The sequence below is a fragment of the Micromonospora sp. S-DT3-3-22 genome, from assembly GCF_015354745.1.
GTDB classification, from domain to species: domain Bacteria; phylum Actinomycetota; class Actinomycetes; order Mycobacteriales; family Micromonosporaceae; genus Micromonospora; species Micromonospora wenchangensis.
On sequence record NZ_JACGMO010000170.1, the window covers coordinates 1 to 12,487 of the forward strand.

Annotated in this window: 8 protein-coding genes; 2 read left to right on the plus strand and 6 right to left on the minus strand. The window is 74.5% G+C overall.

Annotation, left to right across the window (positions count from 1 at the left end; all coding sequences use genetic code 11):
• The 4 genes from H1A17_RS31295 to H1A17_RS31310 all read right to left on the minus strand — a co-directional run.
• Window positions 1-848, minus strand: an 848-nt coding sequence (locus H1A17_RS31295) for a mucoidy inhibitor MuiA family protein (RefSeq protein WP_194823574.1), incomplete at its 3' end; no start/stop codon positions are given.
• Between the two features lie 53 nt (window positions 849-901).
• On the minus strand, window positions 902-1,423 hold the full coding sequence (locus H1A17_RS31300; RefSeq protein ID WP_145919512.1) for an LUD domain-containing protein: 522 nt from the start codon (window positions 1,421-1,423) through the stop codon (window positions 902-904).
• Window positions 1,413-2,855 (minus strand): lactate utilization protein B, encoded by a 1,443-nt coding sequence (locus H1A17_RS31305; RefSeq protein ID WP_145919511.1) that lies wholly within the window; start codon window positions 2,853-2,855, stop codon window positions 1,413-1,415. The genes H1A17_RS31300 and H1A17_RS31305 overlap by 11 nt, the downstream gene beginning before the upstream one ends.
• Window positions 2,852-3,538 (minus strand): (Fe-S)-binding protein, encoded by a 687-nt coding sequence (locus tag H1A17_RS31310; protein WP_145922762.1) that lies wholly within the window; start codon window positions 3,536-3,538, stop codon window positions 2,852-2,854. Before H1A17_RS31310 ends, H1A17_RS31305 begins: the two co-directional genes overlap by 4 nt.
• Before the next feature lie 219 nt (window positions 3,539-3,757).
• On the opposite strand from H1A17_RS31310, the gene H1A17_RS31315 reads away from it, so the two are divergent.
• Window positions 3,758-4,495, plus strand: coding sequence for an SDR family NAD(P)-dependent oxidoreductase (locus H1A17_RS31315; RefSeq protein ID WP_145919510.1), 738 nt, complete (start codon window positions 3,758-3,760; stop codon window positions 4,493-4,495).
• 66 nt (window positions 4,496-4,561) lie between these two features.
• Here H1A17_RS31315 and H1A17_RS31320 read toward each other — a convergent pair whose 3' ends face one another.
• Window positions 4,562-5,401, minus strand: a complete 840-nt coding sequence (locus H1A17_RS31320; protein WP_145919509.1) for a fumarylacetoacetate hydrolase family protein — start codon at window positions 5,399-5,401, stop codon at window positions 4,562-4,564.
• 178 nt (window positions 5,402-5,579) lie between these two features.
• A complete protein-coding gene (locus H1A17_RS31325) occupies window positions 5,580-6,512 on the minus strand; it encodes a sulfite exporter TauE/SafE family protein (RefSeq protein WP_370517083.1) in 933 nt (310 codons plus the stop codon).
• An 833-nt stretch (window positions 6,513-7,345) separates the two neighbouring features.
• Here H1A17_RS31325 and H1A17_RS31330 point away from each other — a divergent pair.
• Window positions 7,346-12,487 (plus strand): type I polyketide synthase (locus H1A17_RS31330; protein ID WP_194823575.1); only part of this gene is annotated, 5,142 nt, incomplete at its 3' end.

Genomic DNA, 12,487 nt, shown 5'->3' on the forward strand with positions numbered 1-12,487 from the left:
CTCGCCGCCGCCCGCGCCACCGGCACCGGCCGGACCCGGTCGAGGTACCAGGGCGACAGTTCCGGTACGCCGGCGGTCGCCGCCGGTCGGGCGGTGGAGAGCTGCAGCGCGCACTCCGGCCAGTCCTCGCCGGTGTCCTGGGTGACCAGGGCGGACCAGGTGACCGTCATGGCGTCCCCGACCAGCCGCAGGTCGTAGGAGGACTGCCAGCGCGCCCCGTCGACCAGGTAGGTCAGCTCCAGGTCCACGGTGGTGTCGTCGGCGTCCACCGCCACCGTCACGTCGGCGGCCAGCCGGTCCGGTTGCCGCTTGCCGCCCGCGTCGGCCAGCTGCCGCTGCACGGCCGACAGTTCCTCGGTCAGCTCGGTGCGCCGCCGGGCCAGCCCGCGTCGGCGGCGGTGGGAGTCGGTGAGCTGGGCGGCGACCGCGTCGGCGAAGGACGTCACGTCGGCCGGGGCGGCGTCACCGGCGGCCAGCGTGCGGGCGTACGTGCCGCCGGCCCGCTCGGCCAGCCGGGTCAGGAACTGTTGCCGCTGCGTCTCGACCTCGGCGGCGTCGTCGATCTCGGCGAGTTCGTCGGCCAGTTCCCGGGCCCGCCGGGTGAGCGCGTCGACCTGACCGTCGGTGCTGCGGGCCTGCCGCCAGGTGCTCACCTCCACGCCGAGGACGGTGGCCGCGCCTCCGCCGCCGGTGCGCAGCGAGTCCCGGCGCAGCCGCAGCGGCAGCGGGGCGATCCGGAGCCGGTGCTCACCGGCGGCCAGCCGGATGCTCGCCCGGCGGGTGACCCGGGCCCGGTCCGGATACACGGTGACGGCGACCACGGGTGCTTCGATCTCCACAGCGTCCACGGCGGCGAGGGTAGCCGGGGCGCGCACGCCGGCCGGAACGACGGGTGGGCCGGCTACGCCGCTGGGAGGCAGACGATGTCGAGGCGACGCGGGCCGTGCACGCCCTCCACCCGGCTCAGCTCGATGTCGCTGGTCGCGGACGGGCCGGAGATCATCGTGAGCGGGCGGGTGGGGTCGGGCAGGGCGCGGACCAGGTCGGGCACGTCGGCCACGATCTGCGCGGCCCGGACCACGCAGACGTGGTGGTCGGGGACCAGGGTCAGCAGGCGGCGGCCCTGCGCCGGGCCCCCGTCGAGGACCAGGGTGCCGGTCTCGGCGACGGCGAGCGCGCAGCCGGTGAGCACGGCCAGACCGGGCGCGTCCAGGTCGGTGGCGGTGAGCGTGTCGCCGGGGAGGGTGGGCGGGCCGAGCCGGCTGGTCCACTGTGCCGGCGTCCCGGGCGGCAGCACCACGGCGGTCGCCCCGGCGAGCAGGGTGGCGAGCAGGTCGGGCAGTTCCGTGGCGGTGCAGGGGTGCACCCCGGCGCGGTAGTCGCCGGCCCGCGCGGCGAACAGCGCGCACAGTTCAGGAGTCATGGGTGCGGCTCCACCAGTCGCGGAAGGACTCCGGGGCCGGCAGCGGGGCGTCGCGGTGTGTCGTCCAGGCCGACAGTGGCCAGGGGGCCCGGCGTAGCCGCCCGCCGTGCCGCCGGCTCAGCACCCGCAACGGCCGGCCGCCGGCGCGGGCCGTGCGCAGCGCCGCCCGCCACCGCCGGCGGTCGCGCATCGTCCAGGCGAGCCACGCCATCACCGCGCGTTCGGCTGCCGGCTTCGGCCCCGTCTGGCGCAGGTGCACCAGGATCGCCGGAATGTCGATCTTGACGGGGCAGACGTCGTAGCAGGCCCCGCAGAGCGTCGAGGCGTACGGCAGGGTCGCGTTGTGGCCGGCGTCCTGCCCGGTGAGCTGGGGCGACAGGATCGCGCCGATCGGGCCGGGATAGACCGAGCCGTAGGCGTGGCCGCCGACCCGCTCGTACACCGGGCACACGTTCAGGCAGGCCGAGCAGCGGATGCAGCGCAACGCCGCCCGCCCCACCGGGTCCGCCGCGATCCGGCGGCGACCGTTGTCCAGCAGCACGACATGCAGCCGGCGCGGCCCGTCGCCGGGGGTCACCCCGGTGACGATCGAGGTGTACGGGTTCATCCGCTCACCGGTCGACGAGCGCGGCAGCAGCCGCAGGAAGTCACCGAGGTCGGTGAAGCGGGGCAGCAGCTTCTCGACCCCGACCACGGCGATCAGGGTGTCCGGCAGGGTCAGGCACATCCGCCCGTTGCCCTCGGACTCGACGACCACCAGGGAGCCGGTCTCCGCCACCGCGAAGTTGGCCCCGCAGATGGCGACCCGGGCCGACAGGAAGGTCCGCCGCAGGTACTCCCGGGCGGCACCGGCCAGCACCGCCGGGTCGTCCGAGTCGGCGGTGAAGCCGGGCATCCGGCGGGCGAACAGCTCGCGGATCTGCCCCCGGTGATAGTGGATCGCCGGCACCAGGATGTGCGACGGGGTGTCGTCGGCGAGTTGCACGATCAGCTCGGCCAGGTCGGTCTCCACCGCCGTGACGCCGGCCGCCGCGAGCGCCTCGTTGAGGCCGATCTCCTGGGTCGCCATCGACTTGACCTTCACCACCCGGTCGACGCCCTGCGCCCGGACCAGCTCGGTGACCACCGCGTTGGCGGCGGCGGCGTCCGTGGCGTGGTGCACCGTCGCCCCGGCGGCGGTGGCCGCCCGCGCGAACCGGTCCACCAGCTCGGGTAGCCGGTCGATGACGTCGTCCTTGACCCGGGCCGCCCGCTCGCGCAGCCGTTCCCAGTCGGGCACCTCGGCCACCACGGCGGCCCGCTTGTCCCGGATGGTGCGGGTGGCCCGGCCCAGGGTGGCCCGGAGCTGGGCGTCGCGCAGCGCGCCGGCCGCCGCCCGGGGGAACGGGGTGGCCGCCACGATGGGCAGGTGCCGGCCCTGCGGGGGCGTCATCCGGTCGCCCCCGGCCCGGTGGCGGCGAGGATCTCGGCGTAGTGGACGGGTCGCGGGGCGTCGGGTCGGCGGGCCAGGCCACCGCCGATGTGGGCCAGGCAGGAGCTGTCGGCGGCGGCGAGGTAGTCGGCGCCGGTGGCGACCGCGTGGGCGCACTTGTCGGCGAGCATCGCCCCGGAGACGGCGGCGTTCTTCAACGCGAAGGTGCCGCCGAAGCCGCAGCACTGCTCCGGCTCGGGCAGCGCCAGCAGTTCCAGGTCGCGCACGGCGGCGAGCAGCCGCAGCGGCCGGTCGCCCAGCCGCAGCATCCGCAGCCCGTGGCAGGTCGGGTGGTAGGTGACCCGGTACGGGAAGCGCGCCCCCACGTCGGTCACCGCGAGCACGTCCACCAGCAGCTCGGACAGCTCGTGCACGGGCAGCCGGGTGTGCGCCCGCAGGTGGGCCACGCAGGAGCCGGACGGCGAGACGACGACGTCGTGGCCGGCGAACACCGCCTCGGTGTGCCGTTCCAGGTCGCGGGCCGGGGCCCGGTGGCCGGTGTTGGCGTGCAACTGGCCGCAGCAGCTCTGCCCGGCGGGGAAGGTCACGGTGTGGCCGAGCCGCTCCAGCAGGGTCACGGTGGCGATGCCGACCCGGGGGAAGAACGCGTCGTTGAGGCAGGTGACGAACAACGCGATGCGCACCGTGCCCCCCTCGCCACGCCACCTTGCCATGCCCCCTCGCACGGCCGGGACGTGATTGACGGATTCTATATGATCTATGCAGTCGGCGCGGGGTGCGGCATCCTGCGCACCGGCGGGGCGGGCCGGCGGCCCGTCGGTCGTCGCGGCGTGCCGGCCCGGTGGGCGTCGGGCGCGGGTGGGCGTCCACCGGCCCCCACCGCCCGTCGACGAGGTGCCGAGATGACGGATTTCCACGGCCTGGTGGCCGCCGTGACCGGGGGTGGCTCGGGCATCGGCGCGGCGGTCGCCGACCTGCTGGCCGTACGCGGGGCGCGGGTCGCCGTGCTCGACCGCGACCCCGGTGCCGGTGGGGCGCACCTGCGGCTCACCGCCGACGTCACCGCCCCGCTGGAGCAGACCATGGACCGGGTCGCGGCGACCCTGGGCGGTCTCGACGTGCTGGTCAACTGTGCGGCGGTCAGCGCGGTCGGTGCGGTGGAGGCCGCCGACGACGCCGAGTGGCACCGGTGTCTGGACGTCAACGTCGTCGGGGTGGCCCGCGCCTGCCGGGCGGCCCTGCCGCACCTGCGCCGCTCGACCAGCGCCGCCATCGTCAGCATCACCTCGATCGCCGCGACGGCGGGCCTGGTCGACCGGGCCGTCTACTCGGCCACCAAGGGCGCGGTGCACGCGCTCAGCCTGGCGATGGCCGCCGACCTGGTGGGCGACGGCATCCGGGTGTGCACGGTGGCGCCGGGCACGGTGGACACCCCGTGGGTGGCCCGGCTGCTCGCCGGAGCGCAGGACCCGGCCACGGAGAAACGTCGGCTGGCCGCCCGGCAGCCCACCGGCCGGCTGGTCACCGCCGACGAGGTCGCCCAGGCGGTGGCGTTCCTCGCCTCCCCGGTCTCCGGGGCGACCACCGGCACCGCGCTGGCCGTCGACGGCGGCATGTCCGGCCTGCGGCTGGTCCGCTGACCCGGGCGGCGGTCGGGCCGGTGCCGACCCGACGGGGAACGCCGGCAGCGGCGCCCCGGCCGGCGGTCAGGCCGCCGCCATCGTGACCCGCTGCCGGCCCAGGCCGTCCACCTCGACCTCGACCACGTCACCGGGACGCAGGTAGGGGAACCGGCCGGACAGGGCGACCCCCTCCGGCGTACCGGTGTTGATCACGTCGCCCGGGTCGAGGACCGTGTACTGCGACAGGTGCCAGATCAGGTACGCCACGTCGAAGATCATGTCTGCGGTGCGGGAGTCCTGCCGGGGCTCGCCGTTGACCCAGGAGCGCAACCCGAGATCCTGCACGTCGGGGATCTCGTCCGGGGTGACCAGCCACGGGCCGAGCGGCTGGAACGTCTCGCAGGACTTCCCCTTGGACCACTGGCCACCGGAGTCGCGCAGCTGGAAGTCGCGTTCGGACACGTCGTTGGCGACCAGGTAGCCGGCGACGTGGGCCAGGCTCTGCGCGGGCGACTCCAGGTAGCGGGCCCGCCGGCCGATGACCACGGCCAGCTCCACCTCCCAGTCGGTGGCGGTGGCGCCCCGGGGCACCAGCACCTCGTCGTACGGGCCGACCACGGTGTTGGGTGCCTTGTAGAAGACGATCGGCGTCTCGGGCGGGGCGACGCCGGACTCGGCGGCGTGCGCGGCGTAGTTCTGCCCGACGCAGAGCACCACACCGGGCCGGGCCACCGGCGGGCCGACCCGCAGCCCGGTGACGTCCAGCTCCGGCAGGTCGCGGGCCGCCCGGACCCGGTCGGGGCCGCCGGAGGCGAAGAACGCGCCGTCGATGTCGGGGGTGAGCGCGGACAGGTCGTGGTGGCGGCCGTCGGCGTACAGCACCGGCCGTTCCGCGCCGGCCGGGCCGACCCGCATCAGCTTCATCCGATGGCCTCTCCACGATCCGGCACGGCGTCGACGCCATCCAGGATGGTAGATCACCCAGAACCACACCCGTCACGGTGCCGCAGCGCACCCGCGCTGCGGCACCGTGACGGGAGGGCTCGGGCCGGCGGCTGCCGGACCCGCTGCCGCGCGGGTCCGGCGGTCGCCGGCCGACCGGTCAGCTCGACGTGGTGGCGGGCTCCCCGGCACCGCTCTCCGGCCCGACGGCGACCGGAGTGGCCTGCCGGTCGGCCAGGTGCCGGCGCAGCGACCAGGTCACCGCCGCCGCCCAGAGCACCGCGACGACCAGGTAGCAGGCGTACCGGACGGCGTCCGGGGCACCGATCCACTCGCTGCGCAGCAGGGTCCGGATGTTGGTCAGCACGATGACCCCGCCGACGGCGGAGCCGAGCACCCGGGGCGGGACCAGGCGCACCAGCCAGGCGGCGATCGGCGCGGCGATCATGCCGCCGAGCAGCAGCGCGCCCACCCAGCCGAAATTGATGTTCTCCGAGCCGATGCCGACCAGGAAGCCCAGGCTGGCGGCGACCGCCACCAGGAACTCGCTGGTATCGATCGAGCCGATCACCCGGCGGGGTTCCAGTCGGCCGCTGGCCAGGATCGCCGGGGTGCCGACCGGCCCCCAGCCGCCGCCCCCGGTCGCGTCGACGAAGCCGGCGACGAGCCCCAGCGGGCCGAGGAAGCGCTTGCGCAGGGGCAGGCCGACCCGGTCGCGGGGCAGGCCGGCGACGGTGAACCGGATCAGCACGTAGAGACCGAGGGTGAGCAGGATCAGCGACATGATCGGGGCCGCGGTCGCGGTCGACAGGCTGGACAGGAAGGTCGCCCCGGCGAACGCCCCGATGGCGCCCGGCACACCGACCCGGCGGACCACCGTCCAGTCGACGTTGCCGAACCGCCAGTGGGCGGCGCCGGAGACGAGGGTGGTGCCGATCTCGGCCAGGTGGACTGTCGCCGAAGCGCTCGCCGCACCTGTGTTGAGCGCCAGCAACAATGTGGTGGATGTCACGCCGTACGCCATCCCGAGACTGCCGTCGACCAGTTGTGCACCGAGGCCGACGAGGGCAAGAAGAAGCAGGCTACGCACAATTACCGCCGATCCGGAAGGGGAATTGGGAAGGCCTGCCCGGCCGGGGCGGACCACCGTCGCGGTGACGGCCGTCCCGGCTGGTCGCGGCCTGTGCAGAGGTCGGTGCTGCCGGAGGAATCGCCCCCGCAGATCGCGTGCCGCCGGTGGGTACGACCACCCTGCGGACAGCGCATGAAACGTTCGTTAAGGGAGTACGTCAACCGTCGTCATGGGGTGGCGTCTTGCCAGCCCAGAGCCGTTATCGGTGACGCCTGCAGGGCTTCGTCGCCCGGTCGGCGGTCACCGCCGAGGTCAGCGGCGGCGGGTGGGACGCACGCGCCGTCGGCAATCAATCCGCGTCCCACCAGGGAGTTTAAAGATCGAAACCAATCCCACCTCGCCTCACGAATGCCACAGCTAATCGATGGGTAATGACGGCATGAATACCGATACGGATCTTTGATGTACACCGCAATCGATGGCAAGACCCGTTCCACATAGTGGGATACGGGAAGGATCGATCTCCACTACCAGGGACTTCGCGGTTGCCAGAAAACAGTTTGGAAATAAAACCGCAAATGACTGGACAAGCATCGGTGCCACGATCTGGTGGCAGCGACGTTGCATCGACGAACATCGTGCCTGCTTAGCCCGACGGCATATCCGGTAGCCTTGGTAGGAAATCTTCAACCCAAGCCCGTTGATCGTTGGATTTAACCGGGCTGTAACTGGGCGACGTTAGATTGTGACGCAGCGCGACATTGACTGCGGCAAATCAGCACCGCGCTCGCCGGCCCTCTGCCGGCAGATCCCCTAGTCAGCACGCGATCGTTCGCGACCGAAGTGGGAGCCCGATGAGTAGCGCACCGTACACGCGTGACCTGATCCTGGTCGTCAACCCCGTCGGCGTCCTGGAGCCCGGCCCACGGATCACGGCCGCCACCGCAGCCGGTGGGGGGCGCGGCATCATCGACCTGGCCACCGGCGACGACTGGTCGCTGCGGGCGCTCGCCCGCGCCGCGAGCTGGTCGCCCGCCCCGATCGGCATCCGGGTCCCGGCCGGCTGCCGGGCCACCCCCGCCGACGTGGAACACGCCGCCGCCGGCCGGATGGACCTGATCGTGGTCGAGCCGACGAGCCCGTGGCCGCTGGCCGAGATCACCGGGCACCACCGGGTGCTGGTGGAGGTGACCAGCCGGGCGGAGGCCCACGCCGCGGCGGCGGCCGGCGCGCACGGGCTGATCGCCCGCGGCATGGAGGGCGGCGGCCGGGTCGGCGAACTCAGCTCCTTCGTCCTGCTCCAGCAGCTCGTCGCCGACGACACCCTCGACCTGCCGGTCTGGGTGGCCGGCGGGATCGGCCCACGGACCGCCGGGGCCTGCCTGGTCGGTGGCGCGGCCGGCGTCGTGCTGGACACCCAGCTCGCCCTGATGCCCGAGTCGGAACTGCCGGCCGACGTGCAGGCCGTCATCAGGCGGATGGACGGCTCGGAGACCGTGCTGCGCGACGGCGAACGCGGCATCCGCCGGGGCGGCCCGCACCAGGGCGACAGCGAACTGCTCCCCGTCGGCCAGGACGGTTGGCTGGCGGCGGCCTTCGCCGACCGCTGGCCCGACACCGCCACCGCCGTACGCGGAATGCGCGCGGCGATGCTCGACGCCGTCGACGGCCCCGACGCCGCCGACCTGCTCCAGCCGCACGCCCCCCTGGCCGAGGCCCTCGGGGTACGGGTGCCCGTCGCCCAGGGCCCGATGACCCGGGTCAGCGACGAGGCCTCCTTCGCCGCCGCCGTCGCCGACGGCGGCGCGTTGCCGTTCATCGCGCTCGCCCTCAACTCGGCCGACCAGTGCCGCCGGATGCTCACCGAGACCGCCGCCCAGCTCGGCGACCGCCCGTGGGGCGTCGGGGTGCTCGGCTTCGCCCCCGAGGAGCTGCGCGCCGCCCAACTGGAGGTCATCCGGGAGATCCGGCCCGCCTGCGCGATCATCGCCGGCGGCCGGCCACCGCAGGCCCGCGCCCTGGAGGAGCAGGGGATCAGCACCTTCCTGCACGTGCCCTCCCCCGGCCTGCTGCGCCAGTTCCTACGCTCCGGCGCGCGCAAGTTCATCTTCGAGGGCGCCGAGTGCGGCGGGCACGTCGGACCCCGGGCGAGCTTCCCGCTGTGGGAGGCCCAACTGGCGGTGCTCGACGAATACCTCGACACCGACCCCGCCGCCGGCGCCCAGCTCCAGATCTTCTTCGCCGGTGGGGTGCACGACGCCCGCTCGGCGGCGATGGTGGCCACGATGGCCGCGCCACTGGCCCGCCGGGGCGGGCGGGTCGGCGTGCTGATGGGCACCGCCTACCTGTTCACCACCGAGGCAGTGACCCACGGCGCGGTCCAGCCGTTGTTCCAGCGTGAGGCGCTCACCGCGGAGCACACCGCGCTGCTGGAGACCGCCCCCGGGCACGCCACCCGCTGCCTGCACACCCCGTTCGTCGACGACTTCCACCAGCTGCGCGTCCAGCTGGAGGGCGCCGGGGTAGAGAACCGCGAGGTGTGGGAGCAGTTGGAGCTGCTCAACGTCGGCCGGCTGCGGATCGCCAGCAAGGGCCTGCGCCGCTCCGGCGACGTCGTCGAGACCGTCGACGAGAGCGTCCAGGCCAGCGACGGGCTGTTCATGGCCGGCCAGGTCGCCGTGCTGCGCGACCGCGCCACCACCGTCGCCGAGCTGCACGACGACGTCACCACCGGGGTACGCGGCTTCCACGCCGACCGGCTCGACGCGCTGCGGGCCCGGCTCGCGCCGCCGGCCGTCGAGATCGAGGAGCCGCCCGCGCCGCTGGACATCGCCATCGTCGGGATGGCCTGCATGCTGCCCGGCTCCCCCGACCTGGACAGCTTCTGGCGTACCGTGCTCAGCGGCGTCGACACCGTCACCGAGGTCCCGGCGCAACGCTGGGACACCGAGCACTACTACGCCCCCGAGGTCGGGCCGGGGCAGACCGGCCGGATCAGCGTCTCCAAGTGGGGCGGGTTCATCGAGCCGGTCCCGTTCGACGCCATCGGCTACGGCATCCCCCCGGCCGCGTTGAGCAGCATCGACCCGACCCAGCTGCTCGCCCTGGAGGTCTCCCACCGGGCGCTGGTCGACGCCGGCTACCCGTACGACGCACCCGGCGCGGACCACGCCCGGACCGGGGTGGTGTTCGGCGCGGAGGCCGGCAGCGACATGGGACACGCGCAGACCCTGCGCACCATGCTCCCGGCGTACCTCGGCGAGATCCCCGAGCAGATGCAGGAGCTGCTGCCCACGGTCACCGAGGACAGCTTCCCCGGCGTGCTGGCCAACGTGATCGCCGGCCGGGTCGCCAACCGGCTCGACCTGGGCGGGCCGAACTACACCATCGACGCGGCCTGCGCGTCGTCCCTGGCCGCGATGGACGCCGCCTGCAAGGAACTGGTCGCCGGCGACAGCGACCTGATGATCTGCGGCGGAGCCGACCTGCACAACGGGGTCAACGACTACCTGATGTTCACCTCGGCGCACGCGCTGTCCCCCACCGGCCGGTCCCGCCCCTTCGACAGCACCGGTGACGGGATCGCCCTCGGCGAGGGCGTCGCGTGCGTCGTCCTCAAGCGGTTGGCCGACGCCGAACGCGACGGTGACCGGATCTACGGCGTGATCAAGGGGCTCGGCGGGGCCAGCGACGGGCGGGCCCTCGGCCTGACCGCGCCGCGCCCCGACGGGCAGCGGCGGGCCCTGGACCGGGCCTACCACCGCACCGGCATCTCCCCCCGGGAGGTCGGGCTGGTGGAGGCGCACGGCACCGGCACGGTGGTCGGCGACCGCACCGAACTGGAGACGCTGACCCGGATGTTCGTCGAGGCCGGCGCCGAGCCGGGCAGCTGCGCCCTCGGCTCGGTGAAGTCCCAGATCGGGCACACCAAGTGCGCCGCCGGGCTGGCCGGCCTGATCAAGGCGACGCTCGCCCTCTACCACGGCGTCCGACCGCCCACCATCCACCTGGAGCGGCCCAACCCGGCCTGGCACCCGCAGCAGAGCCCGTTCGCGTTCTTCACCGAGGCCCGCCCGTGGCCCGCGCCGGCCGCCGAGCGGATCGCCGGGGTCAGCGCGTTCGGCTTCGGCGGCACCAACTTCCACGTCGTGCTCAGCGCCTACCCCAACGCGCCGGAGCCCCGGCACGCGCAACGGATCTGGCCGGCCGAGCTGTTCTGCTTCCGGGGCACCGACCGGGCCGCCGCCCACCAGGCCGTCCGGCAGCTGCTGGAGAGCGTGGCCGCCGACGGGGCCGGCAACCGGGCGGGACGGCTGGCCGAGCTGGCCGCGTCGGTCGCCGCCAGGGCCGCCAACCGGCCCGGGACGACCCAGGTCGCGGTGGTCGCCCGTGACCTGACCGAACTGGAGACCCTGCTGCACCGGGCGCTGGCCGGCGAGCACGACCCGGCCCGGGGCCTGGTCCAGCCGACCGGCGTCGACCCGGTCGGGCCGGGCCAGGTGGCGTTCCTCTTCCCCGGCCAGGGCAGCCAACGCCCCGGCGCCCTCGGGGAACTCTTCGTCACCTTCCCCGAGCTGCGGCACTACCTCGAACTCGACAAGGCCGCCGCCGAGCTGCTCTTCCCGCCGACCGCGTTCGACCAGGACTCCCGCCGCGCCCAGGAGGACCGGGTCCGCGACACCCGTACCGCCCAGCCGGTGCTCGGCATCGGCGGCCTCGCCGTGGACCACCTGCTGCGCCGCCTCGGCGTACGACCCGACATGACCGCCGGCCACAGCTACGGCGAACTCGTCGGGCTCTGCGTCGCCGGGGCGTTCGACGCGGCCACCCTGCTCGACCTGAGCCGGCAGCGGGCGGCGGCCATCCTCGACGCCTGCGGCGAGGACCCGGGCACCATGGCGGCGGTCACCGCCAGCGCCGAGCAGGTCGCCCAGGTGCTCGCCGGGGCCGGCCTGACCAGCGAGGTGGTGCTGGCCAACCGGAACGCCCCGCAGCAGGTGGTGGTCTCCGGCCCGACGGCGAAGGTGCGGGCGGCGGTGGTCGCGCTCAAGGAGGCCGGCCTGTCGGCCCGGGCCATCCCGGTGGCCTGCGCCTTCCACAGCCCGGTGGTGGCCGGCGCGGTGGAGACCTTCGCCGAGGTGCTCGCCACCCGGTCGATCGCCGAACCGCGCATCCCGGTCTGGTCGAACCTGACCGCCGCCCCCTACTCCGGCGACGCCGACCAGGTCCGCCACCACCTCGCCGAGCAGATCGGCGCGCCGGTGCGCTTCGTCGAGCAGATCGAGGCCATGTACGCCGCCGGCGCCCGGCTGTTCGTCGAGGTGGGCCCCGGCCAGGTGCTCAGCCGGCTGGTGCAGGCGGTGCTCGGCGACCGGCCGCACCGGACGGTCGCCTGCGAACGCGGCCCGGCCGACGGCCTGCGCGGGTTCCTGATCTCGGTCGCCGAACTCGCCTGCGCCGGCACCCCGGTCCGCACCGACTGGCTGTTCCACGGCCGGGTCGCGGACGGCACCGCCAGCACCGCACCGACCCGTCGTCCGCTCTGGACGGTCGACGGCCAACTCGTCCGGGACCAGCACGGCAACTGTCTTCCCGGTGGCATGACCCCTCCCCGACGGATCAAGGAGTTGTCGATGACCCCTGCCAATGGCACCGCCACCACCCCCGGCGCCGCCACCGGCACCGTCAGCGGCCCCGCACCGTCGACCGTCCGGGACGTCCGGACCGTCGACGAGCCCGCGCCGGCCACCGTCCGGGACATCCGGGGCGAGCTGCTCAGCGAGTACCTGCGCACCACGCGGGAGATGATCGCCACCCAGCGGGACGTGATGCTCGCCTTCCTCGGTGACCCCGGGGACGGGGGCAGCCGGCCGTCCGGGGAGCCCACCGGGACGTACCGGGTCGAGGGGTACGCCGGGCCGGCACCCACGCCGACGCCCGCCCCGGCCCCCCGGTCGCTGCCCGCCGCCGCTCCCGCGCCGGCTCCGGCCCCGACG

Coding starts and splice junctions, on each gene's coding strand:
- H1A17_RS31320 (WP_145919509.1), bottom strand. CDS start 5,401: ATGAAGCTGATGCGGGTCGGCCCGGCCGGCGCGGAACGGCCGGTGCTG.
- H1A17_RS31305 (WP_145919511.1), bottom strand. CDS start 2,855: ATGACGCCCCCGCAGGGCCGGCACCTGCCCATCGTGGCGGCCACCCCG.
- H1A17_RS31300 (WP_145919512.1), bottom strand. CDS start 1,423: ATGACTCCTGAACTGTGCGCGCTGTTCGCCGCGCGGGCCGGCGACTAC.
- H1A17_RS31315 (WP_145919510.1), top strand. CDS start 3,758: ATGACGGATTTCCACGGCCTGGTGGCCGCCGTGACCGGGGGTGGCTCG.